Annotated in this window: 18 protein-coding genes; 11 read left to right on the top strand and 7 right to left on the bottom strand. The window is 67.5% G+C overall.

Features of this window, described 5'->3' with window-relative positions:
• Window positions 1–18 precede the first annotated feature (18 nt).
• On the bottom strand, window positions 19–390 hold the full coding sequence (locus tag J2S76_RS03950; RefSeq protein ID WP_307057659.1) for a winged helix-turn-helix transcriptional regulator: 372 nt from the start codon (window positions 388–390) through the stop codon (window positions 19–21).
• A 157-nt stretch (window positions 391–547) separates the two neighbouring features.
• On the opposite strand from J2S76_RS03950, the gene J2S76_RS03945 reads away from it, so the two are divergent.
• Window positions 548–1,387, top strand: a complete 840-nt coding sequence (locus tag J2S76_RS03945) for an NAD(P)H-binding protein (RefSeq protein ID WP_307057657.1) — start codon at window positions 548–550, stop codon at window positions 1,385–1,387.
• 49 nt (window positions 1,388–1,436) lie between these two features.
• Here the strand turns inward: J2S76_RS03945 and J2S76_RS03940 are convergent, their stop codons facing one another.
• Window positions 1,437–2,261 carry a transglutaminase-like domain-containing protein gene (locus J2S76_RS03940; RefSeq protein WP_307057752.1) on the bottom strand — a complete coding sequence of 275 codons (825 nt, stop codon included), beginning with the start codon at window positions 2,259–2,261 and terminating at the stop codon, window positions 1,437–1,439.
• 172 nt (window positions 2,262–2,433) lie between these two features.
• Window positions 2,434–5,280, bottom strand: coding sequence for an Rne/Rng family ribonuclease (locus tag J2S76_RS03935; protein WP_307057655.1), 2,847 nt, complete (start codon window positions 5,278–5,280; stop codon window positions 2,434–2,436).
• Between the two features lie 775 nt (window positions 5,281–6,055).
• Between J2S76_RS03935 and J2S76_RS03930 the strand changes: the two genes are divergently transcribed.
• Window positions 6,056–7,339 (top strand): N-acetylmuramoyl-L-alanine amidase, encoded by a 1,284-nt coding sequence (locus J2S76_RS03930; protein ID WP_307057653.1) that lies wholly within the window; start codon window positions 6,056–6,058, stop codon window positions 7,337–7,339.
• Between the two features lie 117 nt (window positions 7,340–7,456).
• Window positions 7,457–9,895: a penicillin-binding protein 1A gene (locus J2S76_RS03925; protein WP_307057651.1), complete on the top strand. Its 2,439-nt coding sequence runs from the start codon at window positions 7,457–7,459 to the stop codon at window positions 9,893–9,895.
• 18 nt (window positions 9,896–9,913) lie between these two features.
• On the opposite strand, the gene J2S76_RS03920 is transcribed toward J2S76_RS03925, so the two are convergent.
• Complete coding sequence (locus J2S76_RS03920) at window positions 9,914–10,540, bottom strand: glutathione S-transferase family protein (RefSeq protein ID WP_307057649.1); 627 nt, start codon at window positions 10,538–10,540, stop codon at window positions 9,914–9,916.
• Between the two features lie 165 nt (window positions 10,541–10,705).
• On the opposite strand from J2S76_RS03920, the gene prfB reads away from it, so the two are divergent.
• On the top strand, window positions 10,706–11,836 hold the full coding sequence (gene prfB, locus J2S76_RS03915; RefSeq protein ID WP_018390496.1) for a peptide chain release factor 2: 1,131 nt from the start codon (window positions 10,706–10,708) through the stop codon (window positions 11,834–11,836).
• Between the two features lie 55 nt (window positions 11,837–11,891).
• On the opposite strand, the gene J2S76_RS03910 is transcribed toward prfB, so the two are convergent.
• A complete protein-coding gene (locus J2S76_RS03910) occupies window positions 11,892–12,359 on the bottom strand; it encodes a peroxiredoxin (protein WP_307057647.1) in 468 nt (155 codons plus the stop codon).
• 188 nt (window positions 12,360–12,547) lie between these two features.
• Between J2S76_RS03910 and J2S76_RS03905 the strand changes: the two genes are divergently transcribed.
• Window positions 12,548–16,123 (top strand): YhdP family protein, encoded by a 3,576-nt coding sequence (locus J2S76_RS03905; RefSeq protein WP_307057645.1) that lies wholly within the window; start codon window positions 12,548–12,550, stop codon window positions 16,121–16,123.
• A 162-nt stretch (window positions 16,124–16,285) separates the two neighbouring features.
• Here J2S76_RS03905 and tyrS read toward each other — a convergent pair whose 3' ends face one another.
• A complete protein-coding gene (tyrS, locus tag J2S76_RS03900) occupies window positions 16,286–17,545 on the bottom strand; it encodes a tyrosine--tRNA ligase (RefSeq protein ID WP_307057643.1) in 1,260 nt (419 codons plus the stop codon).
• Window positions 17,546–17,660: 115 nt separating this feature from the next.
• Between tyrS and J2S76_RS03895 the strand changes: the two genes are divergently transcribed.
• Window positions 17,661–18,779 carry an anhydro-N-acetylmuramic acid kinase gene (locus J2S76_RS03895; protein ID WP_307057641.1) on the top strand — a complete coding sequence of 373 codons (1,119 nt, stop codon included), beginning with the start codon at window positions 17,661–17,663 and terminating at the stop codon, window positions 18,777–18,779.
• Window positions 18,780–19,021: 242 nt separating this feature from the next.
• Window positions 19,022–19,390: a hypothetical protein gene (locus J2S76_RS03890; RefSeq protein ID WP_307057639.1), complete on the top strand. Its 369-nt coding sequence runs from the start codon at window positions 19,022–19,024 to the stop codon at window positions 19,388–19,390.
• Window positions 19,391–19,472: 82 nt separating this feature from the next.
• On the opposite strand, the gene J2S76_RS03885 is transcribed toward J2S76_RS03890, so the two are convergent.
• The gene (locus tag J2S76_RS03885; protein WP_018390502.1) at window positions 19,473–20,138 is read right to left on the bottom strand and encodes an alpha/beta hydrolase; all 666 of its coding nucleotides are present in this window, start codon (window positions 20,136–20,138) and stop codon (window positions 19,473–19,475) included.
• A 336-nt stretch (window positions 20,139–20,474) separates the two neighbouring features.
• Here J2S76_RS03885 and J2S76_RS03880 point away from each other — a divergent pair, with 336 nt between their 5' ends.
• The 4 genes from J2S76_RS03880 (at window position 20,475) to sufD (ending at window position 25,461) form a co-directional block, all read left to right on the top strand.
• Window positions 20,475–21,644 (top strand): cysteine desulfurase family protein, encoded by a 1,170-nt coding sequence (locus J2S76_RS03880; protein ID WP_307057636.1) that lies wholly within the window; start codon window positions 20,475–20,477, stop codon window positions 21,642–21,644.
• A 126-nt stretch (window positions 21,645–21,770) separates the two neighbouring features.
• A complete protein-coding gene (sufB, locus tag J2S76_RS03875) occupies window positions 21,771–23,243 on the top strand; it encodes a Fe-S cluster assembly protein SufB (RefSeq protein ID WP_307057634.1) in 1,473 nt (490 codons plus the stop codon).
• Window positions 23,244–23,372: 129 nt separating this feature from the next.
• Window positions 23,373–24,137, top strand: coding sequence for a Fe-S cluster assembly ATPase SufC (sufC, locus tag J2S76_RS03870; RefSeq protein WP_126278978.1), 765 nt, complete (start codon window positions 23,373–23,375; stop codon window positions 24,135–24,137).
• Between the two features lie 10 nt (window positions 24,138–24,147).
• Window positions 24,148–25,461: a Fe-S cluster assembly protein SufD gene (gene sufD, locus J2S76_RS03865; RefSeq protein WP_307057631.1), complete on the top strand. Its 1,314-nt coding sequence runs from the start codon at window positions 24,148–24,150 to the stop codon at window positions 25,459–25,461.
• Window positions 25,462–25,526: the final 65 nt, after the last annotated feature.

Here is a 25,526-nt window from a genome sequence, read left to right as displayed (position 1 = left end):
ACCGCTGCGCCCGCGCCCTTACTGCGCCGTCCGTGCCGCGTCATAGGCGGCCTGGGACGCGAGGATGGCGTCCATATTGTGCTCGGCCCAATGGGTGAGGGCGGCGGCGGTTTCCGCCAGCGTGCGGCCAAGCGGAGTGAGGGCGTATTCAACCGTGACCGGCACGGTGGGGGTGACGGTGCGCGTCACCAGCCCGTCGCGCTCCAGCTTCTTCAGCGTCTGTGACAGAACCTTCTGCGAGATGAGCTTGATGTCGCGGCGCAGGTGATTGAACCGCACCGGCCCGCCTTCCAGCCGGTCGAGGATCAGCAGCGCCCATTTGTCGGCCAGCCGGTCGAGCACCAGCCGGGTCGGGCAGCGATCCTCATAAACGTCATAGGCATAGCGCATCGCGGGCTCCCTTGCTGTCGTGCGGCTGGCGGTGTTCCGCGGGTAGGTTTCCTCGACGCCACCATGTGAGCCGCAAGTGCTCTCTTCCGGCCTCTCAGTGGAGAGAGTATGTAGTCGATCGAAACATGGTTTCCAATGGATACTAAGGAGAGCGACAATGGCAAACAAGATTCTGGTGCTCGGCGCGAGTGGGCATGTCGGTCAGCCGCTGGTGAAGGCGCTGCTCGCCCGGGGCGAGAATGTGAAGGCCGCCTCGCGCGGCGGCCAGCCGATCGAGGGCGCCGAGGGTGTCGCCTTTGATTTCGCCGCGCCGGATTTCGCGACGGCGTTTGACGGTGTCGACCGCGTCTTCGTGATGCTGCCGGGCGGCTATGTGAACTCCCGGGAATTGCTGATCCCGGTGATCGAGGCCGCCGCGGCCCGCAAGGTGAAGGTTGTGCTGCAGACCGCGCTGGGCGTCGATGCCGATGATTCCATCCCCTATCGCCAGGTCGAGCTGGCGCTGATCGCCTCCGGCACGCCCTATGTGATCCTGCGGCCGAACTGGTTCATCGACAATTTCCTGAACTTCTGGAAGCCGGGCATCGACCATGCCGGCGTCATCGCCGTGCCGGCGGGCGAGGGCAAGTCCGCCTTCATCGACGCGCGCGACATCGCCGCCAGCGCCGCTGCCGCGCTGACCACCAACGCCTTCGACGGGCAGGCCTTCAACCTCTCCGGGCCGGCGGCGCTGAGCTATGCCGAGGCGGCGGCGCTTCTCGCCCCCATCATGGGCAAGCCGGTCGCCTACACCCCGGTCGATGACGACACCTTTGTCGGCATTCTCACCGGGGTCGGCATCGGCGCGGAGTATGCCCGCTTCCTCGCCACCATCTTCTATCCCGTGCGCGAGGGCTGGACCGCCGGCGTCACCGACGCGGTGCAGACGCTGACCGGCCACGCGCCGCGCTCGGTGGGTGAGTGGGCGCAGGACCACGCGGCGGCGCTGCGTGCGTGAGGCTGCGCGCCCCTGTCTCTCGGGAGCTTCCGGGAGACGGGGGCGCCGGTTACGCCGCCACCTGCTCGGTGATCACCTCGAAACGCTGCAGCATATGCGGCCCGAAGGTGTGGATCATCGGGATGTCGGCGGCGTCGCGCCCGCGCGCCACCAGCACCCGGCCGATGCGCGGCACGTTGTGGCGGGCGTCGAATGTGTGCCAGTGGCCGCCAATATAGGCCTCGAACCACGCATTATAATCCATCGGCGCCGGGTCCGGCGGCACGCCGATATCGCCGAGAAAGCCGTTGCAGTAGCGGGCCGGGATGTTCATCGCGCGGGTGAGCGCCACCGCCAGATGGGTGAAGTCGCGGCAGACGCCAACCCGCTCGTTGAAAGCCTGGGCGGCGGTGCGAGTGTTGCGGGCGAATTGATAGTCGAAGCGGATCTGCGCGTTGACGAAATTGCAGATCTGCTGCACCCGGTTCCAGCCGGGGGCGTAGCTGCCGAACAGGTTCCACGCCACGCCCGAGAGTTCGTCGACCTCGCAATAGCGGCTCGGCAGCAGGAATTGCAGCACCTCGGGCGGCAGCTCGGCCGGCGGGTGCTCGATGGCGTTTGGATCGAACACATCGAGCGTGCCGGGATCGGCGACGTTGATCCGGCTCTCGAAGCGGGCGCCACCGGGCGGGATGACCAGGCGCCGGCAGATATTGCCGAAGCTATCGTCATACTCCTCGCTGGTCACCGGGCTGCCGTCGTTGAGCGCGGTCACGCTCATCGTGGCGACGTCGAGGATGTCGACCTGTCGTTCCGGGTGCGGGTCGAGCAGGGTAATGCCGGCGGTCGGCTGGTTGCAGACGATCTCGATCCGGTACCCGCATTGTATGGTGATCATTCCGAGCCCCGCATCGCTGATGTTGCAGATCAGAACACCGCTCGCGGGCGGAGGTTCCCGCCGGAAATGCTGAGATTGCAGGCAGTCGGAAGACGAAAACGGCGCCGTGAGGCGCCGTTTCCATGAGCGGTGGCGGGGGAGGCCCCTGCCGGTAGCAGGTCGACGACGATTACTCGCCGAAGATCTTGCGCTGCCACCAGCCGGTGCGGCGCGGGCGATCGGGTTCCGGCTCGGCCGGGGGCGCCGCCTCGGTGGCAGCGGGCGCCTCGGCGGGAGCGGGGGCCGCTTCCGGAGCGAGCGCCTCTTCCGTCGGGGGCGCCACGGCCGGCTCGTCCACGCTCGCGCTGGCCTCGGCCGGGGCTTCCGGCACGGGGGCATCGCTCACGCCGTCGCTTTCGGCGACGACGGCCGGGGCCTTCTCGCGCACCGTCGAGCGACGGCGGCGGGGCTTCGGCTTGGTGGCTTCAGGCGCATCGGCCGCTTCCGCCGCCGGGGCGTCGGCGACCGGAGCTTCGGTGGCGGACTCAGCCGGGGCCGCGTCGGCGCTGGGAGCTTCGACGGCCTCGGCCGCTTCTGCCGCCATCGCCGCTTTGGTGCGGCGTCCACCGCGACGGCCGCGACGCGGCTTCTCGTCTTCGGCGGGCGCGGCTTCCGCGCTCACTTCGGGCGCAGCTTCGGCAGAGGTCTCGGCCGGCGTCTCTTCCGGCGTGGCGATGGCTTCCTCGGCCAGCGCAACCGCCTGTGCGGCCGGTTCGTCGGCCAGCGGCGCTTCGGCGGTGACGTCAGCCGTCACCTCGGGCGCGGCCTCGGCGCGCTCGCTGGAACGCTCCTCGTCGTCGCCCTCTTCGCCGTCATCCTCGAACTCGGCGCCGGACGCATCCGATCCGGCGTCGCCATCGGCATGACGCTCGCCATTCTCGCCGTTCTCGCCATTGGCGCCACCGCCGCGCCGACGCCGACGCCGACGGCGCCGACGACGTCCGCCATCGCCGGCCGGGTCGCCGGCAGCGGGGGCCGGCGGGGTGGCGCGGCTCTCGCCGGCCTCGGGCTCGGCAGCGGCTTCCACCGTCGCTTCGGTCGCCGTCGTCGTCTCGGCTTCGTCCTCGGCTTCATCGGCGGCGGCGAGGTCGAGTTCGTCCTCCGGCTCGAACACCAGCTCGGGCGGGCGCGGCAGGGGGATCGGGTTCAGCACCGCGTCGCCCTTGTCGATGGCGAAGGGGGTGAGCCCGGTCAGCGTCTGGTCGGCCGCGATGGTGATCAGCACGCCGAAGCGCTCTTCCAGCTCGTGCAGATGCGCGCGCTTGTGGTTGAGCACATAGAGCGCGTTTTCGGCGCGGGTGCGGATGACGAGGTTATGCGTGTTGGATCGCTGGAGAATGTCCTCGGCACCGCGCAGCATCTGCAGCGCGACCGAGGGCGAGGAACGCACATGGCCGGTGCCGCCGCAATGCGGGCAGACCTCGGTGGAGGATTCCAGCACGCCGGTGCGGATGCGCTGGCGGCTCATTTCCATCAGGCCGAAATGCGAGATGCGGCCGAGCTGGATGCGGGCGCGGTCGTTCTTCAGGCAGTCCTTGAGCTTGCGCTCCACCGCCCGGTTGTTGCGCTTCTCGTCCATGTCGATGAAGTCGATCACGACGAGGCCGGCAAGGTCGCGCAGGCGCAGCTGGCGGGCGACTTCCTCCGCCGCCTCCAGGTTGGTCTTAAGCGCGGTGTCCTCGATATTGTGCTCGCGGGTCGAACGCCCGGAGTTCACGTCGATCGAGACCAGCGCCTCGGTTGGGTTGATGACGAGATAGCCGCCGGACTTCAGCTGTACCTGCGGCAGGAACATCGCGTCGAGCTGGCTCTCCACCCCGAAGCGGGTGAACACCGGCTGCAAATCCTTGTAGACCTTCACGTTTTTCGCATGGCTCGGCATGAGCATGCGCATGAAGTCCTTGGCCTCCCGATAGCCTTCGTCGCCGGCGACCAGAACCTCGTCGATGTCCTTGTTGTAGAGGTCGCGGATCGAGCGCTTGATCAGCGAGCCCTCCTCATAGACCAGCGAGGGCGCGGTCGAGCCCAGGGTGAGCTCGCGCACATTCTCCCACAGGCGCAGGAGATATTCGAAGTCGCGCTTGATCTCCGGCTTGGTGCGGTTGGCGCCGGCGGTGCGCAGGATGACGCCCATGCCCTCCGGAACTTCGAGGTCGGAGGCGACCTCCTTTAGCCGCTTGCGGTCCTCGGCCGAGGTGATCTTGCGGGAAATGCCGCCGCCGCGCGCGGTATTGGGCATCAGCACCGAATAGCGGCCGGCGAGCGAGAGGTAGGTGGTGAGCGCCGCGCCCTTGTTGCCGCGCTCTTCCTTGACCACCTGCACCAGCATCACCTGACGGCGCTTGATGACTTCCTGGATCTTGTAGGTGCGGGCCCGGCCGCGCGGGGGCGCACGCTCGGGCATTTCTTCCATGGCGTCGTCGGAGCCGACCTCGTCGACGATCTCTTCCTCGTCGGCGATCTCCTCGATCTCGCCGCCGCCTTCGCCGCCGGCCTCGTCATCGGAGGAGGAGCGGCGGCGGCGCGAGCGGCGGGCCGGGACGGCGTCGCCCTCGCTCTCGCCTGCGGTTTCGACGCCGGTGTCTTCGGAAACGCTCTCGTCGCCCTCAGCCGACTTGGCCGCGCCGCGCGCCCGGCGGGGGCGGCTCTTGGGCTTGTCCTCGTTCTCGGCCTCGGCATCGCGCCGCTGCTGGCGTTCTTCCTCGGCGAGGAGCGCCTGCCGGTCGGCGACCGGGATCTGGTAATAGTCGGGATGGATCTCGCTGAAGGCGAGGAAGCCATGCCGGTTGCCGCCATATTCGACGAAGGCGGCCTGGAGGGAAGGTTCTACCCGCGTAACCTTGGCGAGGTAGATGTTGCCGCGCAGCGGCTTGCGATTGGCGGCCTCGAAGTCGAATTCCTCGACTCGGTTGCCGCGCACCACCACCACCCGAGTCTCCTCGGGATGGGTGGCGTCGATGAGCATCTTGTTGGCCATTGAACTCTCATATGGGGCAACGGTCGCGTCGACGTCGCCAGCGACGCCGGACGGCTCAGGCCGTGCCAGTAAGCGGAAATTGAAAGCGTGAAGAGGATGCGGCGGTCAGGACGGGGAGCCTCGCAGGCGGGGCGCCGACGCGGTGCGCAGGTCGCGGGCCGGCGGGCAGGTGCGCGGCGGAAAACCGCCCTATGCACGAAACCCACACTTGCCGGCTGACGCATCATCGTTGGTTGCCGTCCTTACACGACCGAACAGGGCAAGCCGCGACCGCGCGCGATCCGGCTCGAGGCAGCTGGCCGCGAAGGCGCGTGGGGGACGACACGACGAAATGCGCCGCGCGGGGACACCACGTCCACTCGTCCGTGAATGACAAAACCGGGCCGCGTCCCCCTGGCGCGCAGTCATGACGACCGCCAAGGCACGGCTACGGGTCCTGAACGGAATTCGCGCCTTGTGCCGGGCCCCTCCATTGCTGGACAGCCCTTCGCCGCAGGGGTCGCGAGAGCCGGACGTCGACGGGCGACCGGAATGCGAACCATATGCCTGCTCTTAATAGCGGCATGCGTGACGATTTGGCAAGGATCGCGTCGGACAAGGCGCGCCTCGTGCCGTTGCTCGCCGGCCACGGCCGCCGGGCGAAGCGCCGCCGGGCACAGCGGCCGGTTAACGGTTCGTTGTTATTTCGCTAGAAGGGTGAGGGAGAGACCCCGCCAGTCATGGCGGGCAGTGGGGGCAGAGGAAGACGCGAGCAACCATGGCGTGGCGAATGGGAATGCGGAGGATCTTTCTGGCGGCGGCGCTCGCGCTGTTGCCGGCGTGGTTCTCCATGTCCCCTGCGACCTCTCAGGCCGCCGGCGCCGCCGAGCCGGTGGTGGCTAGCGATGCACGCCTCGCCGGCGATGGCGAGCGCACGCGGCTGGTGATCGACCTGTCGCGTTCGGTGCCGCTCGGCGCCTTCACCCTCGCCGATCCCTACCGGGTCGTGGTCGACATCCCCGATGTCATTTTCGCGCTGCCGGACTCGGCCGGTCAGGAGGGGCGGGGACTTGTCGCGGCCTATCGCTTCGGCCTGTTCGCCCCGGGTAAGGCGCGCATCGTGCTCGACGTCACCGACCCGGTGACGGTCGACAAGGCCTTCGTGCTGGAGCCGATGGACGACCAGCCGGCACGGCTCGTCATTGATCTCGTCAAGACCGACCGGGCCACTTTCCTGCAGGCGGTGGCCGCGCCGCTGCGCGCCACCGAGCAGCCGGAAATGCCGCAGGCCGAGGCCGCCGCCGCCGGCGACCATCGCCCGGTGATCGTGCTCGATCCCGGCCATGGCGGCATCGATCCCGGCGCGGTGAACCCCAAATTCAGCGTCACCGAGAAGCACCTCGTGCTTACCATCGCCCGCCAGCTGGAACGGCGCCTGGCGCAGACGGGCCGCTATCGCGTGCTGCTGACGCGCACCAAGGACACCTATATCTCGCTCGGCCAGCGCGTCCGCTTCGCCCGTGACAACGGGGCCAGGCTGTTCATCTCGCTGCACGCCGATTCGCTTGGCTCGCGCGATGGCGACGTGCGCGGGGCGACGATCTACACCCTGTCCGACCGTGCCTCCGACGCCGAATCGCAACGCCTGGCGGATGCGGAAAACAAGGCGGACATGATCGCGGGCCTCGATCTTTCCGAGGAGCCGGCGGATGTCGCCGGCATATTGTTCGACCTCGCCCAGCGCGAGACTCGCAATTTTTCCGCGCTTTTCGCCCGCAGCCTCGCCGGCAGCGTCAGCGGCGTGGCGCGCATGCACAAATCGCCGCTCAAAGCGGCGGGATTCAAGGTACTGAAGGCGCCGGACGTGCCCTCCGTGCTGTTCGAACTGGGCTATCTTTCCAGCGCCAAGGACCTCGAACTCATGACATCGGCCGCGTGGCAGGCTAGTGTGACCGAGGCCATGGTGGTGGCGATCGAGGCCTATTTCGCCGCGCAGGGACCCGTCGAGGGTACCCCTGTGGCGCTGCCGGCCAGCGTTGGCCGGACGAGCGGCGATCCGCTGGCCGCGACCGGGCCTTAACGGTCGCGATTAGGCCATAGTTGCCGCGCAAACGCTGCCCTTCGGGCGACGACCACATTCGGACTCTTATCGCGCTGCCGCGCGGGGGTGTTCTCAGCTTATTGGGGGCCTGGCCGTATGCGGCTGCTTCTGCGGTTCTTGGGGTTCATGTTCGCGCTCGGCACGATCGTCTTCGTGGTCGGCGGGGCGGCGGCCGGCTATTTCGCGTGGAAATTCTCGCAGGACCTGCCGGACTACAGCCAGCTGCAGAACTACGAGCCGCCTGTCATGACCCGCGTCCATGCCGCGGACGGCTCGCTGCTGGCTGAATATGCCCGCGAGCGCCGGCTCTATCTGCCGATCCAGAACATTCCGCCGCTGGTGAAGGAGGCCTTCCTCGCCGCCGAGGACAAGAACTTCTATTCCCATGGCGGCATCGACCTCACCGGCATCGGCCGCGCCGCCTTTGCCTTCCTGCAGAATTATGGCTCCGGCCGCCGCCCGCAGGGCGCCTCCACCATCACCCAGCAGGTGGCCAAGAACTTCCTGCTGACCAATGAGGTCTCGATCGACCGCAAGGTGAAGGAGGCGCTGTTGGCGCTGCGCATGGAGCGCGCCTATTCCAAGGACAAGATCCTCGAGCTCTATCTGAACGAGATCTATCTCGGCATCGGCTCCTATGGCGTCGCCGCCGCCTCGCTGCTCTATTTCGACAAGTCGGTCTCCGAGCTGACCATCGCCGAGGCCGCCTATCTCGCCGCCCTGCCCAAGGGCCCGAACAATTATCACCCGTTCCGCCGCCACGACGCCGCCGTCGAGCGCCGCAACTGGGTGATCGATCGCATGGCCGAGAACGGCTACATCACCCAGCAGCAGGCCGACGACGCCAAGAAGACCGACCTTTCCGTGACCGTGCGCCCGACCGGCGCGCATATCTTCTCGGCTGAATATTTTGCCGAGGAAGTGCGTCGCGAGATCTTCGAGCGCTATGGCGAGGATAAGCTGTATGGCGGCGGCCTCTCGGTGCGGACCTCGCTGAACCCCAAGCTGCAGCAATATGCCAAGGAAGCGCTTCTCGACGGGCTGACCCGCTATGACGAGCAGCGCGGCTTCCGTGGCCCGGTCACCCGCATCGAGACGACGGGTGATTGGGGTGCGCGCCTCGCCGATGTGCGCACCTTCACCGACATTCCCTGGCGGCTCGCCGTGGTGCTGGATTCCGACGCCAAGGGCGCGCGCATCGGCCTGCAGCCGCAGCGCGACCGTTCCGGCGTGCTCGGCACCCAGCGCGATGTCGGCATGATCACCGCCGACGGCGCCAAATGGGCGATTCGCAACGCCAAGGGCGGCGTGGCCGGCGTGCTGAAGCCCGGCGACGTGGTCTATGTCGAGCCGGTGGACGGCAAGCCCGACCAGTGGCGCCTGCGCCAGCAGCCGCAGATCGAAGGCGCGCTGGTCGCGATGGACCCCTCGACCGGGCGCGTGCTGGCCATGGCCGGCGGCTTCTCCTTCGACGAGAGCCAGTTCAACCGCGCCACCCAGGCCCAGCGCCAGCCGGGCTCGTCGTTCAAGCCCTATGTCTATGCGGCGGCCATCGACAATGGCTACACGCCGTCCAGTGTCATCATGGACGCGCCGTTCGAGCTGGCCCAGCAGGGGCAGGCGACCTGGCGGCCGGAAAACTATTCCGGCAAGTTCTATGGCCCGCAGACCCTGCGCTTCGGCATCGAGCAGTCGCGCAACGTGATGACGGTGCGGCTGGCGAACGACCTCGGCATGCCGCTGATCGTCGAATACGCCAAGCGCTTCGGCGTCTCCGACAATCTGCTCCCGGTGCTCTCCATGTCGCTCGGCGCCGGCGAGACCACGGCGCTGCGCATGGCCGGCGGCTATTCGATGTTCGCCAATGGCGGCAAGCGCATCAAGCCGACGCTGATCGACCGCGTGCAGGACCGCTACGGCAAGACCATCTACCGCCATGACGAGCGCGAATGCCGCGGCTGCGACGCCGCCGGCTGGCAGGGCCAGAATGAGCCGGTGCTGATCGACCGGCGCGAGCAGGTGCTCGATCCGATGACGGCCTACCAGATCACCTCGATGCTGGAAGGCGTTGTCCAGCGCGGCACCGGCACGGCGCTGAAGGTGCTCGGCAAGCCGATTGCCGGCAAGACCGGCACCACCAACGAGGAAAAAGACGCTTGGTTCGTCGGCTACACCCCGGAACTGGTGGTGGCGGTCTATCTCGGCTTCGACACGCCCAAGCCGATGGGCAAGGGTTCGACCGGCGGCCTGATCGCCGCGCCCGTGGTGCGCGACTTCATGAAGCTGGCCCTGGCCGACCGGCCGGCCGTGCCCTTCCGCGTGCCGCCCGGCATCAAGCTGATCCGCATCAACCCGAAGAGCGGCCTGCGCGCCGGGCCGGGTGAGGGCTCGATCCTGGAGGCGTTCAAGCCGGGCACGGCGCCGCCCGACAGCTATTCGATCATCGGCGCCACCGATGCGGCCGGCAATCCCATCGGCATCAACCCCGACGCCGACCGCGCGGTGGGCGCCAGCGGCACCGGCGGGCTCTACTGAGCCGCGCCGGCCCGCCTCTCAACCGTCATAGGGCCAGGCCTTGAACGCCTCCTGCGCCTCGGCGCGGGCGGTAAGGCGGGCGAGCGCCGGGAAGGCGTCCGCCGGCAGCAGATCGGGCAGCATGCGGGTGGTGAAGGTCCAGGCGATGGCGGTGGTGATATCCGCCTGCAGCGGCGCCGGGCCGAACAGCCAGCCCTCCGCATCTTCCATCCTCGCGTCGCCAATCTCCGCCTCGATCAGGCGGTAGGCGGCGAGGAGCTGTTCGTTCACCCTGTCCAGCCAGGGCTGGTGGCGCTTCTCCTGCGGGCGCAGCTGGTTCTCATAGACGATCTGCACGCTCTTCTCGCAGGCGGCCAGAGCAAGGCCGATCAGCCGCTGCGCCTGGGCATGCGCGGAGAGTTCGTCCGGGGCGAGCGAGCGGCCGGCCAGCTTCTCGGCATGTTCGAGGATAAGGGTCGAATCCATCAGCACGACGCCACCATCGGTGACCAGGGTCGGCGCCTTCACCACCGGATTGATTCCCTGAAACCGCTCATAATGGCGGAACACCGAGACGGATTCGTGGGTGAAGGGCAGGCCGAGCAGGTTCAGCGACACCGCGACGCGGCGCACATAGGGCGAATCGAGCATGCCGACGAGGTGCATCTGATGTTCCTTTTGCCAGGGTTCGCCGCATCCTAGGGCCGCCGGCGCGCCCTGCAAGGCGTTCGGTGTGGCCCGCCCGGAGCCAACCGGCGCGCGGGGCGTTTACACTGTGGGGCAACGCCTCTATTTTCCGCCGCCTTCAATGTCCTATCGAGAGTAGCCATCATGCGCGCCGAGCTCGCCGCGAGCGTCGACGAAATCCGGGAAGCCGCCCAGTTGCTGCGGCAGCACATCGATTTCGACCGTTCCAAGGCCCGCCTTGCCGAGCTGAATGCGCTCGCCGAGGACCCCAATCTGTGGAACGACCCCGAGCGCGCGCAGAAGCTGATGCAGGAGCGTGGCACGCTGGAAGACGGGCTCGGTGCGTTGGAGCGCATCACCCGTGAGCTGTCCGACAATGTCGAACTGATCGAGATGGGCGAGGCCGAGGGCGACGCCTCGATCGTCGACGAGGCGGCAAACGCGCTGACCAAGCTGAAGGCCGAGGTCGCGCGCCGCCAGCTGGAAGCGCTGCTGTCCGGCGAGGCGGACGCCAATGACAGCTATCTCGAAGTCCATGCCGGCGCCGGTGGTACCGACAGCCAGGACTGGGCGCTGATGCTGCTGCGCATGTATACGCGCTGGGCCGAGCGCCGCGGATTCAAGGTGGAGCTGGTGGACGAGCAGGCGGGCGAAACCGCCGGGCTGAAATCCGCGACCATCCTGGTCAAGGGCCACAATGCCTATGGCTGGATGAAGACCGAGGGCGGCGTGCACCGGCTGGTGCGGATCTCGCCCTTCGACTCCAACGCCCGGCGCCAGACCTCCTTCGCCAGCGTCGACGTTTACCCGGTCATCGACGACCGCATCGTCGTCGACATCAAGGAAAGCGATCTGCGCATCGACACGATGCGTTCCGGTGGCGCCGGCGGGCAGCACGTCAACAAGACCGAATCCGCCGTCCGCTTCACCCATATTCCCACCGGCATCGCCGTGGTGGCGCAGGGCGACCGTTCCCAGCACAAGAACCGCGCCACGGCGTGGGAAATGCTGCGCGCCAAGCTCTACGAGATGGAGCTGAAGAAGCGCGAGGCGCAGGCCGCCGCTGACCAGGCCGCCAAGACCGATATCGGCTGGGGCCACCAGATCCGCTCTTATGTTCTCCAGCCCTACCAGCTGGTGAAGGATCTGCGCACCGGCGTCACCTCGGGCACGCCCCAGGAAGTGCTGGACGGCGACCTCGACCCGTTCATGGAAGCGGCGCTGGCGCAGCGCGCCTATGGCGGCGGGCCGGCCAGCGTCGAGGATGTCGACTGATCGACGTCGAACGGCGGGGTGCCGGGCACCCCGCCTTCTTCCCAGCGCCGTTGGGCTAAAGCGATCTGGCGGCGGCGAGAACCTCCTCGGCGTGGCCGGCGACCTTCACCTTCGGCCAGAGGCGGGCGACCCGCCCCTCGCGATCAATCAGCACGGTGGTCCGCTCGACGCCCATGTATTTCTTGCCGTACATGGATTTTTCGCCCCACACGCCATAAGCCTCGAGCATGGCATGGTCCTCGTTCCCGGCGAGCGGGAAGGTGAGGCCCTCCTTGGCGCGGAACTTGGCGAGTGCCTTGTCCGGGTCGGGCGAGACGCCGACCACCAGCGTGTCGGCCGTGTCGAAATCGGCCTTGAGCCGGTTGAAGTCATGCGCCTCCACTGTGCAGCCGGAGGTGCCGGCCTTCGGGTAGAAATACAGCACGAGCTTTCGACCCCGGCAGGCGGCGAGGGACAGCAACTCGCCCGAATCGGTGGTCAGAGTGAAGTCGGGTGCGGGGGCTCCCACCTCTATCTCGGTCATGTGCCTTCCTTTCGGCGTGTTTGGGGGTGATCGGCTGGGGTGGCTTGCCGTTCGGGCTTGCCGATGGACGTGGAGCCCCGCTGATTGTGCGGAGCTATCAGCGGGATGTCAGCATGCAGGTGGATAAGGTGTCGCCGCCTGTCATGCGCGCGGGCATTATGACCCAGCCTCAAGGATTCGTGCCGTAGATGAAAGAGCAGACGACGCACAGGTCGCCGACGGCCGGCAAGCGCCAGGTGAAGCGTCTTCGCGTCAAGCGGCCGCCGAAGGTCTGCGCGACACCCGCCCGCGGGCGGCGCTGGCTGCGCATGTGTGCTTGGTCGGGCGGCTCCACCTTCGTCCTTCTCGCTGCCGCGATCGCCGGCATCTACGTTCTCTTCAGCGCCGGTGTGCTCACCGTCGACATGGCGCGCCCCTATGTCGAGCGCACGCTTGAGGCGCGGCTCGGCGCCGGGCGTACCGTGCAGATCGGCGCCATCGTCGCCGAGCGGGTGCCGGAGGGCGGCATCGTGCTGCACGCCGCCGATATCACCGTGCGCGACGATGATGGCGACCTCATCGCCACCGCGCCGCAGGCGGAAGTGGCGCTGCAGGACAGCTGGCTGCCCTGGCTGATGCAGCCCGAGCGGGTCGATCTGGTCGGCGTCCGGCTGAATGTGTTCATCGACGCGCAGGGCCAGCTTTCCATCTCGACCGAGGCGGATGCCGCCGACGGCGCCCGGGTGCAGCCCAAGCTGCTCACCACCGTGCCGACGGCCGACCCCACGGCCGAGCCCGAGCCCATGCCCGCGCCGGCCGGCGTGCCGGCGCCTGCCGAAGGCGCGCCCGGTGTCGCGATGACGGAAGGCGAGGTTCCGACGCCGTTCGGCCCGCTCCGCCTCGCCAGCCTTGCCGCGCTGGCCCGCCAGTTCGACCAGGGCGGGCTCGATGGCGGCACGCTGAGCGAGATTGGGCTCAAGGAAGGCATCCTTGTTATCCGCAACGAGGCCAGCGGGCGGGAATGGACCTTCGACGACATCGACCTGTCGCTGTCACGCCCGGTGGCCGGTGGCGTGACCTTCGACATAAAGGCCGGCGGCATGGACGGGCCGTGGTCGGCCCGGGCCACGGTCGGCGCGCTCAACGAGGGGCGGCGCGACCTGGAACTGGAAGTGCGCGACCTCGCGCCGCGCGACCTGCTGATCGCCGCCGGCAAGGCCGGGGCGGATATTCTCGCCACCTCGCCGCTGTCGATCGATTTCATCGCCACCATCGACCCACGCGGCGTGGTGCTGGCGAGCAGCGGGCGACTGGCGGCCGGGGCGGGCGAGCTTCAGGTCGGCCCGGACGTCGGCGGGCGCATGTTGATTGACGAGGCGGTGCTGGCCTTTTCGCTCGATCCGGCGGCGCGCCGGATCAACCTCACCTCCGTCACCGCCCAAGCCGGCCCCTTCGGCATGGACCTCGCCGGGACGGTGGAGATTCCCGCCGACAGCGCCGGCCTCTGGCGGCTGCACACCCATTCGGCGCGCGCCAGCTTCCTCGGCGGCGGCCCGCACCAGACGCAGGTGCCGCCCTTTGTCCTCGACGATATCGTGTTCGACCTCTCCTTCGATCCGGTGGCGCAGCGCGCCAGCATTGATCGCGGCGAGCTGAAAGGGCCGCAGGGCGGCATCACGCTGGGTGGCGCGCTGGAGCTCACGGGGCCCGCGCCCTCGCTCTCCATGACCGTTACCGCCACGCCGATGACGGTGCCGTCGCTGATCCGGCTGTGGCCGGCCGTCGCCGCGCCGGCACCGCGCAAATGGGTGTACGACCATCTGGTTTCGGGCGATGTGACCGCGGCGAAGATCTTCTTCAACGCGCCGCTGGATTCCATCGGCAATGACGACCGCCCGCTCGCCGAAGAGGCACTGAGCATCGACATCACGGGCACCAATGGGCGCTTCATTCCGGTGCCCGGTCTTCCCCCGGTCATTGATGCCGACGTGGTGGTGAAGATCACCGGCCGCACCGCGCATGTGAAGGTGGCCAAGGCGGCGATGCAGACCCCCGGCGACCGCCGCCTGGAGATTGGCGAGAGCGTTTTCGACATTTCCGACACCGCCCCGGAGAAGCCGGAGGCGAAGGTGCAGGTGAATGTGAGCGGGCAGGCCGCCGCCGCCATTGAACTGGCCGGCATTCCGCCGCTGCGCGGGCCGACCTATGTGCCGATTGAGCCGCAGACGGTCGCGGGAACGATCAAGGGCACGGCTCAGATCAGCGTCAAGCTGTCCGACAATATCCAGCCTTCGGATATCGATTACGCCTTCGATGCCACGCTCAGCGATTTCGGCGCGTCGAAGATGGTGTTTAACCAGAATCTCAGCGACGCCACGGTGCGCGCCTTCGTGACCCAGGCAGCGACGGTGGCGCGCGGCCAGGGCAAGTTCGGCGGCGCGCCGGCGAGCTTCGACTACAGCCGCCCGGCCACCGGCGACATGACCTTCGCGCTCGCCGCCTCGCTGGACGACGCCGCACGGCAGAAGCTCGGCTTCGAGCTGCCCGGCATGTCCGGCACGCTGGGCGTCAAGCTGGCGGGCACGGTCGGGGCGAAGGCGAAGACGGCCGATGTCGAGCTCGACCTAACCGGCGTGAAGCTCGCGGACCTGGTACCGGGATGGACCAAGCCCGCCGGCAAGCCGGCGAAGATGACCGCAAAGGCTGTTGTCACCACCAATGGCACGCGGCTTGAGGATCTGGTGGTGACCGGGCAGGGAGTGGACATTCGCGGCACGGTGGAACTCGATTCCAAGGCGGCCGTGGTCAGTGCCAACCTGCCGACTTTCAAGCTTTCCGATGGCGACAAGGCCAGCGTGAAGCTGGAGAACGCGGATGGCACCTACAAGGTGACGGTGCGCGGTGAGGTGATCGAGGCCCGCGCCTTCCTGAAGCAGCTCACCGACACGCCCCCCAGCGGCCCGGGCACGGCCCGCCCGCCCGACATCGATCTCGACGTCAAGCTCGGCGTCGTCGTCGGCAATAATGGCGAGGCGATGCGCGATGTCGCCCTCGTGATCTCGCGGCGAAATGGCGATCTGCGCAGTTTCTCGCTCGGTGCGCTCGTCGGCCGCACCGGCGGCGTGACCGGCGAGCTGAAAGCGCAGGGCAATGGCCGACCGCAGCTGCGGGTGGCCACCAGCGATGCCGGGGCGCTGCTGCGCTTCATCGACCTCTACCCCAAGATCTATGGCGGCGATCTCTGGATCGATGTCGACGCGCCAGCGGGCGATGGTCGGCCGCAGAGCGGTGTCATCAATGTGCGTGACTTCGTGATCCGGGGCGAGGCCGGGCTCGACCGGCTGATCGCCGCCGCCCCGGCGACGATGCGCGACGGGCGCCCGCAGCCGGGCTCGGCCATCTCCTTCCGCAAGCTGCAGGTCGAGTTCCAGCGCTCCGCCCAGCAGATCACCCTGCGCGACGGGGCGATCTGGGGGCCGTCGATCGGCTCAACCTTCGACGGCACGCTCGATCTCGCCAATGACCGCGTGTCGGTGCGCGGCACCTATGTGCCGGCCTACGGGCTGAACAATCTGTTCAGCCGCCTGCCGGTGCTGGGCTTCTTCCTCGGCGGCGGTCCCAATGAGGGGCTGGTCGGCGTGACCTATGAGATTGTCGGCCCGGTGTCGGGCCCGACGCTGCGGGTCAACCCGATCTCGGCGGTGGCGCCGGGCTTCCTGCGCAAGATCTTCGAGTTCCGCCAGGCTCCCGACCCGACCCCGCCAGCGGTGATCCCGACGCGGTGAGTTTCCATGACGTGGCTCTGGGGGGCGCTGTTCACCCTCACGCCGTCATCCCCGGGCTCGACCCGGGGATCCACGACTTTGATGGGCGGGAACGCAAGACATGGAGGGCCGGGTCAAGCCCGACCATGACCTGGCTAGGTTGAGGCCGCGCGGCAGCGAAACTCAAACCGGCTTCAGCAGCACGTGCTTCTTCTTGCCGAGCGAGAGCTTGATCACGCCTTCCGGGGTCAGGTCGCGCTCGCTCAGCACAGCCTTCTCGTCGGTGACGGCGGCGTCGTTCACCTTTAACCCGCCACCCTTGACCTGGCGGCGCGCCTCGCCATTGGAGGCGACGAGGCCGCTTTTCTCGGCGAAGGCGGCCAGCACGCCGATCCCCGCCGCCAGCTCGGCCGTCGGCACCTCGATGGTCGGCAGATCGGCGGCGATGCCGCCTTCCTCGAAGGTTTTGCGCGCCGTCTCGGCCGCCGCTTCCGCCGCCGCGCGCCCGTGCAGCAGGGCGGTGATCTCGGTGGCGAGGAGCTTCTTCACCTCGTTGATGGCCGAGCCCTTCGCCTCCTGCGCCAGGCGCGCGATCTCGTCCATCGGCAGGGTGGTGTAGAGCTTGAGGAAGCGCTCGACATCGGCGTCCTCGGTGTTGCGCCAGTACTGCCAGAACTCATAGGGCCCGAGCATGTCGGCATTCAGCCACACCGCGCCATTGATCGACTTGCCCATCTTGGCGCCGGAGGCGGTGGTGAGCAGCGGCGAGGTCAGCGCGTAGAGCTGGCTTGTGCCCATGCGGTGGCCGAGATCGATGCCGTTGATGATGTTGCCCCACTGGTCGGAGCCGCCCATCTGCAGGCGCACATCATAGCGCTTGGACAGCTCGACGAAGTCATAGGCCTGCAGGATCATGTAGTTGAATTCGAGGAAGGAGAGCGACTGCTCGCGGTCCAGCCGCGTCTTCACGCTGTCGAAGGACAGCATGCGGTTGACCGAGAAGTGCCGGCCGACATCGCGCAGGAATTCCAGATAGTTGAGATCGCGCAGCCAGTCGGCATTGTTGATCATCAGCGCATCGGTCGGGCCCTCGCCATAGGTGAGGTAGTTCGAGAAGACCCGCTTGATCGAGGCGATGTTGGCCTCGATCGTGTCCACCGTCATCAGCTGGCGGGCGTCGTCCTTGAAGGACGGATCGCCCACCATGCCGGTGCCGCCGCCCATCAGCGAGACGGCGCGGTGGCCGGTCTTTTGCAGCCAATGCAGCATCATGATCTGGATCAGCCCGCCCGCATGCAGGCTCGGGGCGGTGGGATCGAAGCCGATATAGGCCGTCACCGTTTCCTTCGCGAAGAGAGCGTCGAGGCCCTGTTCATCGGAGATCTGATGAATGAAGCCGCGCTCGCTGAGGGTGCGGAGGAAGTCGGATTTGAACGTGCTCATCTCGGGCCTGCGGGCATCAACGCCATGTTAGGAACGGGCGGGTGATTTAACAGTTTCGCGCGGCGAAAGCACCCCGAGGACAAAGATGGATCGGCCATTGTTGGCGATTGGGCTGATGAGCGGGACCTCGCTCGACGGCATTGACGTGGCGCTGATCGAGACGGATGGCGAGACCATCGCCTCGCTTGGGCCGGGGCGGACTTATGTTTATGCGCCGGAGACGCGGGAATTGCTGTTCCAGGCGCTGGTCGACGCGCGCGAGCTGACCGACCGCGACGCCCGTCCCGGCATCCTCGCCCGCGCCGAACGGCTTTCGACAGAGCGCCACGGGCAGGCGCTGGCGGCCTTTCTCAAGGAGTTTCCGGCCTATCGGGAGGTCGATGTCATCGGCTATCACGGCCAGACCGTGCTGCACCGGCCGGAGGTTGGGCTGACCGTCCAGCTGGGCGATGGGCCCGCCTTGGCGCGGGCAACCCGCGCGATGACCACGGGCCGCGGGCCGACGCTGGTCTATGACATGCGCGCCGCCGATGTCGCCGCCGGCGGGCAGGGGGCGCCGCTGGTGCCAGTGTATCATCGCGCGCTGGCGCGTGGGCTGGGGCCGCCGAAGCCTTTGCTGGTGCTCAATCTCGGCGGGGTGGCCAATGTCACCTATGTCGACGGCATGGTCGACCCGATCGCCTGCGACACCGGCCCGGCCAATGCGTTGATCGACGATTTTCTCAAAGCCCGCACCGATCTGGACTTCGACGACGAAGGCATCATCGCTGCCCACGGCACGGTGGATGAGGCCGTAGTCGACCGGCTGATGACGCACCCCTTCTTCCACCGGCCCCCGCCGAAGTCGCTGGACCGCAACGATTTCCGCGCCTGGGTCAACGAACATGCCGGGCTGGATTCCATGAACACGGCGAACGGGGTGGCGACGCTGACGGCCTTAAGCGCCGCCTGTGTCGGCGCCGTGCTGCCGCATCTGCCGAAGCGTCCGACCCGACTGGTCGCCGCCGGCGGGGGCGCGCACAACGCGACGCTGTTGCGCTTCTTGCGGGCGCGGCTCGGTATCGAGGTGGCGACGGCCGATGATGTCGGCTGGTCGACCGACGCGCTGGAGGCGCAGGCCTTCGGCTTTCTGTCGGTGCGGGCGCTGAAGGGGCTGCCGTTGAGCTTCCCCTCCACCACCGGCGTGCCTGTCCCGATGACGGGTGGCGTCATTGTGCCCCCGCCAGCTGCATGAGCTGCTGCATCGGCAAGCTGCGGCACCCGCCGAGGGCTGCAGCAAAGCTGAACGGTATGTTCAGAAAAACTGAAAATGCTACACTGAATGTCGCAGTATTCCTGAAACGCAAGCGTGCGATGCAAAATCGTATGATGCGGTGCACAATATTCCATGTAGTTTGACGGCTCCCGGAAGTCCGGCTCGCCAGGCAGGCAGCTTCCTCTTCAAAACGCCTGGACAGAAACTTTGGAGCCTTCGACATGCGCAGCCTCAGCCGCGATATTCTGCCGCTTGCCGTCGCCGGCGGCCTCATCGCCGTCGCCGTCATCGCCCCCGTCCGTGCCGCCGACAAGGCCGGCCTGAAGCCCGCCACCGCCCAGACCATCAATATCGGCTATGTGAACGGCGTGGCGTATTACACGCCCCAGCACGACGGCTATCACGTCGTCGCCACGCTGACCGTTGCCGGCGGCGCCCCGATCCGCGTCTCCGCCACGCTGCAGCCCGACCAGGTGGTCAGCTTCTCCGTGCCCGGCGCTGCCGACACGGCCGAGAGCATCGTCGAGATCGCCCGCCATGGCGACGCGATCACGCTGACCAACCCGCCGACCCGGCTCGTGCTCAACTGAGCCTCGCCCCCTCCACTACGTAAAAAGCCCGGCGTTTGCAGCGCCGGGCTTTTCGTTCGTCGGGACCTGAAGGAGGCGCGCCTCAGGCGGCGCTGGTCTTCTTGGCGGTCTCGGGCAGGCGCTTGTCGAGATAGGCGCCGACGACCTCCATCAGGTCCTCGGTTTTGCCGTCGAAGAAGTGGTTCGCGCCCGGCACGGTCTGCTGGTCGATGACGATGCCCTTCTGCGTCTTCAGCTTCTCGACGAGGCCGGTGACGGCGGAGAACGGCACCACTGCGTCCTTGTCACCATGCACGAACAGGCCAGAGGACGGGCAGGGGGCGAGGAACGAGAAGTCATAGAGATTCGCCGGCGCGGCGATGGAGATGAAGCCTTCCACCTCCGGGCGGCGCATCAGCAGCTGCATGCCGATCCAGGCGCCGAAGGAGAAACCGGCGATCCAGCAGGCGCGCGCGTCCGGGTTGATCGACTGCGCCCAGTCGAGCGCGGCGGCGGCATCGGCGAGTTCGCCCTGGCCATGGTCGAACGAGCCCTGCGAGCGGCCGACGCCACGGAAGTTGAAGCGCAGCGTCGAGAAGCCCCGGTTCACGAACTGGTAATAGAGGTTGTAGACGACCGGATTGTTCATCGTGCCGCCGAACTGGGGGTGCGGGTGCAGGATGATGGCGATGGGCGCATGGCGCGCCTTGGCCGGCTGGTAGCGGCCTTCGAGCCGCCCCTTCTCGCCGGTGAAGATGACCTCGGGCATGAAGTTCGTGACCTTGAATGCGGCGGGGCAAGGCGAGATTGGTCCGGTGGGCCGTGAACCCGTTCCGGCCTGCGTCCCGAAAGACTGCCTTACCGCATGCGCCTTGACGACCTGGGGCGGGAGCCCTAACTTATTAGAATAATTCTAAATATCTACGTCGAGTTGCGGCCGCGTCGCATTCAACCTGCGCGTGGCCGGGCACCCTACGAAGAAGACGGGACGGTCAGCTATGCCGGACGACGCCTGAATTTGCAAGCTTTAGCGCAAAGGAAGGGGCAGACGGCGCGGCGCCTTCCTATATAGGAGAGGCAAACGGAACGACGAGCCCCCGAACCCATGAACGCACGCACCTATCTCGACCATAACGCGACATCGCCGGTTCGCCCCGAAGCGCGCGAGGCTCTGCTGGCGGCGCTGGACGCCACCGGCAACGGGTCTTCCGTGCATGCCGAGGGCCGGACGTCGCGCGGGACGATGGATGTGGCGCGGGCACGGGTGGCGGCGCTGGTGGGGGCGAATCCGGCCGGGGTGATCTTCACTTCCAGCGGCACCGAGGCCGATGCGCTGGCGCTGACGCCCGATTACCGGCGCGGCGAGACGCCTCTGGTCCATGATATTCTTCTGGTGAGTGCGGTGGAGCATGCCGCCGTGCTGCGCGGTCATCGCTTCCCCGCCGAGCGGGTGGAGGTTCTGCCCGTCGATGCGCGCGGGCGGGTGTTGCTCGACGCGCTCGACGCGGCGCTGGAACGCCATTCGGCCGCCGGCCGCCATGTGCTGCTCTCGCTGATGGTGGCCAATAATGAGACCGGCGTGATCCAGCCGGTGGCGGAGGCGGCGCGCCGCGCCCACGCCCATGGCGCGCTGGTGCATACCGACGCCGTGCAGGCGGCCGGACGCATTCCGCTGTCGCTTCCCGCGCTCGGCGCCGACCTGATGTCGGTTTCCGCCCACAAGCTCGGCGGCGCGCCGGGAGCGGGGGCGCTGATCCTCGCCGACCCGGACCTTCGCCCCGCGCCGCTGATCGGCGGTGGCGAGCAGGAGCGGGGGCGCCGGGCCGGCAGCGAGAACGTGCCGGCCATTGCCGCCTTCGGGGCGGCGGCGCTGCGCGCGGCCGATTGTGTGGAAGCCGATGGCACCCGCATCAATGGCTTGCGCGAACGGCTTGAAGACGCTCTAAGGTGCGAGTTTCCCGAGCTTGTCCTGCTCGTGGGCGATGTCGACCGGCTGCCGAACACCTCGTGCTTGGCGCTGCCGGGCGTGCCCGCCGAAACCGTCGTCATTGCCCTCGATCTCGCGGGGCTGGCGGCGAGCGCCGGCGCCGCCTGCTCCTCGGGCAAGGTCGCGGCCTCGCATGTGCTGGCGGCGATGGGCGTGTCCGAGCGCATTGCGCGCTCGGCGATCCGCCTGTCCTTCGGCTGGTCGAGCGGGGAAGAGGATGTCGACCGGGCACTCGGCGTGTTTCGCCGGGTGTTGCCCGGTCTTTTGCGTCGCCGTGCGGCGGCGTGAGATGAGAATTGCGCGGCCTTCGGGCGGCGCGTGACGACGCAGGCGATGCCGGAAGCTGGCGGCGCCTGCGGGAATGGTTGACCTGACCCGCGGGCCTTGACCCCGCGTGGGAGAGGAGATGAGACGATGCCGGCCGTACAGGAGACAGTGGACCAGGTCCGCTCGCTAGATGTCGATCAGTACAAGTACGGGTTCTTCACCGAAATCGAGACCGAGAAGGCTCCCAAGGGCCTGAACGAGGACACGGTCCGCTTCATTTCGGCGAAGAAGAACGAGCCCGAATGGATGCTCGAATGGCGGCTTGAGGCGTTCCGTCGCTGGCTCACCATGCGCGAGCCGGACTGGGCGCGGGTGAGCTACCCGCCGATCGACTACCAGGACCTCTATTACTATTCCGCGCCCAAGCGCCCGAGCGAACTGTCGATCGACGACATAGACCCGGAGATTCTCGCCACCTATGAGAAGCTCGGGATTCCGCTGCGCGAGCGCGACGCGCTGCTCGGCATTGCCAGCGGCGGCACCAAGGTGGCGGTCGACGCGGTGTTCGACAGCGTCTCGGTCGCCACCACCTTCAAGGAAGAGCTGTCCAAGGCCGGCGTGATCTTCATGCCGATCTCCGAGGCGGTGCGCGAATATCCCGAGCTGGTGAAGAAATATCTCGGCTCTGTGGTGCCCGTGACGGACAATTACTTCGCCACGCTGAACTCGGCGGTGTTCTCCGACGGGTCCTTCGTCTACGTGCCGAAGGGCGTGCGCTGCCCGATGGAGCTGTCGACCTATTTCCGCATCAATGAGCGCAACACCGGCCAGTTCGAGCGCACGCTGATCATCGCCGACGCGGGCGCCTATGTGAGCTATCTCGAAGGCTGCACCGCGCCGATGCGCGACGAGAACCAGCTGCACGCCGCCGTGGTCGAGCTGGTGGCGCTGGATGACGCTGAGATCAAGTACTCGACGGTGCAGAACTGGTATCCCGGCGACAAGGACGGCAAGGGCGGCATTTTCAACTTCGTCACCAAGCGTGGCGACTGCCGCGGCGACCGTTCCAAGATCTCCTGGACGCAGGTGGAAACCGGCTCGGCCATCACCTGGAAATACCCGAGCTGCATCCTGCGCGGCGACAATTCCCAGGGCGAGTTCTACTCCATCGCCATCTCCAACGGGCGCCAGCAGGTCGACAGCGGCACCAAGATGATCCATCTCGGCAAGAACACGTCGAGCCGCATCATCTCCAAGGGCATCGCGGCGGGCTATTCGGACAACACCTATCGAGGCCTCGTCACCGCCCACCGCAAGGCCACCGGTGCGCGCAACTTCACCAATTGCGACAGCCTGCTCATCGGCGACAAATGCGGGGCGCACACCGTGCCCTATATCGAGAGTAAGAACTCTTCCGCCCAGTTCGAGCACGAGGCCACCACCTCGAAGATCTCCGACGACCAGCTGTTCTACTGCCGCCAGCGCGGCCTCGACCCCGAGGAAGCGACGGCCCTGATCGTCAACGGCTTCGTCAAGGACGTGCTGCAGCAGCTGCCCATGGAATTCGCGGTGGAAGCGCAGAAGCTGATCGCGGTGAGCCTCGAAGGCTCGGTGGGCTGACGCTCGAAGTCGTGGATGCCCGGGTCACGTCCGGGCATGACGTCGGATTTTTCAGAACCCTCGCATTCGTCATCGCCGGACGTGATCCGGCCCTCCACGGATCGGGTTCAAGACAACGGAACAGATGATATGGCTCTGCTCGACATCGACAACCTCCACGCCAAGATCGACGGCGAACACGGCAAGGAGATCCTCAAGGGCCTCTCGCTCAAGGTGAACCCGGGCGAGGTGCACGCCATCATGGGGCCGAACGGCTCCGGCAAGTCCACGCTGTCCTACATCCTCGCCGGCAAGGAGGATTATGAGGTCACCGACGGCACCGTCACCCTCGACGGTGAGGACCTCCTGGAGATGGAAATCGACGAGCGCGCCGCCAAGGGCGTGTTCCTTGCCTTCCAGTACCCGGTGGAAGTGCCCGGCGTCGCCACCATGACCTTCCTGCGCGCCTCGCTGAACGCCCAGCGCAAGAAGCGCGGCGAGGCGGAAGTCTCCACCCCGGACTTCCTGCGCCTCGTCAAGGACAAGGCCGCCCATCTCGGCATCAACCAGGACATGCTGCGGCGCGGCGTCAATGTCGGCTTTTCCGGCGGCGAGAAGAAGCGCGCGGAAATCCTGCAGATGGCGATTCTGGAGCCCAAGCTCTGCGTGCTCGACGAGACCGATTCCGGCCTCGACATCGACGCGCTGAAGGTGGTCTCCGAGGGCGTCAACGCGCTGCGCGCGCCCGACCGGGCGATGATCGTCATCACCCATTACCAGCGCCTTCTGAACCACATCGTGCCCGACTTCGTGCATGTGATGAACAAGGGCCGCATCGTCCGCTCCGGCGGCAAGGAGCTGGCGCTGGAACTCGAAGCCAATGGCTATGCCGAGTACCAGCAGGACGCGGCGTGAGGTGGCTGAGATGAACGCTGACATCCGTCCGATCCGCACGCAGGCCGAGCAGGCGATCCTCGCCTCGCTCGCCACCGTGCCGGGAGGCGGCGACCGGCTGGCCGATCTGCGCCGCGCCGCCGCCCGCTCCTTCGAGGAGAACGGCCTGCCGCACCGGCGGGTCGAGGAATGGAAGTACACCGATCTGCGCAGCCTGATGCGCGAGGCGGTGCCGGTGGCCGGCACGGCCGCCATCGCCGAAGCGGACGCCCGCGCGCGCCTGCTGCGCGGCGTCGAGGCCCGCCGCATCGTCATCGCCAATGGCGCTGTCGTACCGGAGCTGTCCGACCTTGCCGATCTGGAGGAGGGGCTGAGCCTCACCACCTTCGCGGCCGCCATGGCGGCGGGCGACGAGGTTTTGAGCCGCATCGGCGGCATCGTGCCGAGCCGCTACGACGCCTCGCTGGCGCTGAACACCGCGCTGGCGCGCGACGGCGTGGTGATCACCATCGCCCCCGGCGCGGCGATCGCGCGGCCGGTGCACGTGGCGCATGTGTTCGCCAGCGGCACGGCGGCGGCAATGTATGCCCGCTCGCTGGTGGTGGTCGGGGCCGGCGCCTCCTTCACCTATGCCGAGAGCTTCGAGGGGCCGGACGGCCTCGCCTACCAGGCCAATGCCGCGACTGAATTCGTCGTCGGCGACGGCGCCCATCTCGACGTGGTGCGGCTGCAGGAGGAGGGCGCCTCTGCGTTCCACCTCTCGACCCTGCTGTTCGATGTCGGGCGGGAATCGAAGGTGCACGCCTTCACCTTCGGCCTCGGCGCGGCGGTGGCGCGCACCACGCTCTACGCCACCCTTTCGGGCGAGGACAGCCATGTCGGCTTCAACGGCGCCACCCTGCTGAAGGGCCGGCAGCACGCGGATTCGACGCTGTTCCTCGACCATCAGGTGCCGGGCTGCGAGAGCCGCGAGCTGTTCAAGACCGTGCTGGATGATTCCGCGCGCGGCGTTTTCCAGGGCAAGATCGTCGTCCGCCAGGCGGCGCAGAAGACCGACGGGCGGATGATGAGCCGCGCGCTGGTGCTCGGCGACGAGGCGGAGATGGACAACAAGCCGGAGCTGGAGATCTTCGCCGACGACGTGCAGTGCGGCCATGGCGCCACCTGCGGGGCGATCGACGACGAGCTGCTGTTCTATCTGCGCGCCCGCGGCATTCCGAGGAAGGAAGCGCAGAGCCTTCTGGTGCAGGCCTTTGTCGGCGAGGCGGTGGAAACCGTCGAGCATGACGGCCTGCGCGAGGCGCTGGTCGAACGCGCGGAAGCTTGGCTCGCGGCGCGGGCCTGAGGCGGATTGGACGGGGCGAGCATCCTTCGAGGCTCGCTTCGCTCGCCCTCAGGATGACGTTGCCC

It is taken from the genome of Ancylobacter vacuolatus (assembly GCF_030813595.1).
Lineage (GTDB): Bacteria > Pseudomonadota > Alphaproteobacteria > Rhizobiales > Xanthobacteraceae > Ancylobacter > Ancylobacter vacuolatus.
This window is presented reverse-complemented; position numbering and strand designations above follow the sequence as displayed.

Coding starts and splice junctions, on each gene's coding strand:
- J2S76_RS03950 (WP_307057659.1), bottom strand. CDS start 390: ATGCGCTATGCCTATGACGTTTATGAGGATCGCTGCCCGACCCGGCTG.
- J2S76_RS03945 (WP_307057657.1), top strand. CDS start 548: ATGGCAAACAAGATTCTGGTGCTCGGCGCGAGTGGGCATGTCGGTCAG.
- J2S76_RS03935 (WP_307057655.1), bottom strand. CDS start 5,280: ATGGCCAACAAGATGCTCATCGACGCCACCCATCCCGAGGAGACTCGG.
- J2S76_RS03930 (WP_307057653.1), top strand. CDS start 6,056: ATGCGGAGGATCTTTCTGGCGGCGGCGCTCGCGCTGTTGCCGGCGTGG.
- J2S76_RS03925 (WP_307057651.1), top strand. CDS start 7,457: ATGCGGCTGCTTCTGCGGTTCTTGGGGTTCATGTTCGCGCTCGGCACG.
- J2S76_RS03920 (WP_307057649.1), bottom strand. CDS start 10,540: ATGCACCTCGTCGGCATGCTCGATTCGCCCTATGTGCGCCGCGTCGCG.
- prfB (WP_018390496.1), top strand. CDS start 10,706: ATGCGCGCCGAGCTCGCCGCGAGCGTCGACGAAATCCGGGAAGCCGCC.
- J2S76_RS03910 (WP_307057647.1), bottom strand. CDS start 12,359: ATGACCGAGATAGAGGTGGGAGCCCCCGCACCCGACTTCACTCTGACC.
- J2S76_RS03905 (WP_307057645.1), top strand. CDS start 12,548: ATGAAAGAGCAGACGACGCACAGGTCGCCGACGGCCGGCAAGCGCCAG.
- tyrS (WP_307057643.1), bottom strand. CDS start 17,545: ATGAGCACGTTCAAATCCGACTTCCTCCGCACCCTCAGCGAGCGCGGC.
- J2S76_RS03895 (WP_307057641.1), top strand. CDS start 17,661: ATGAGCGGGACCTCGCTCGACGGCATTGACGTGGCGCTGATCGAGACG.
- J2S76_RS03890 (WP_307057639.1), top strand. CDS start 19,022: ATGCGCAGCCTCAGCCGCGATATTCTGCCGCTTGCCGTCGCCGGCGGC.
- J2S76_RS03885 (WP_018390502.1), bottom strand. CDS start 20,138: ATGCCCGAGGTCATCTTCACCGGCGAGAAGGGGCGGCTCGAAGGCCGC.
- J2S76_RS03880 (WP_307057636.1), top strand. CDS start 20,475: ATGAACGCACGCACCTATCTCGACCATAACGCGACATCGCCGGTTCGC.
- sufB (WP_307057634.1), top strand. CDS start 21,771: ATGCCGGCCGTACAGGAGACAGTGGACCAGGTCCGCTCGCTAGATGTC.
- sufC (WP_126278978.1), top strand. CDS start 23,373: ATGGCTCTGCTCGACATCGACAACCTCCACGCCAAGATCGACGGCGAA.
- sufD (WP_307057631.1), top strand. CDS start 24,148: ATGAACGCTGACATCCGTCCGATCCGCACGCAGGCCGAGCAGGCGATC.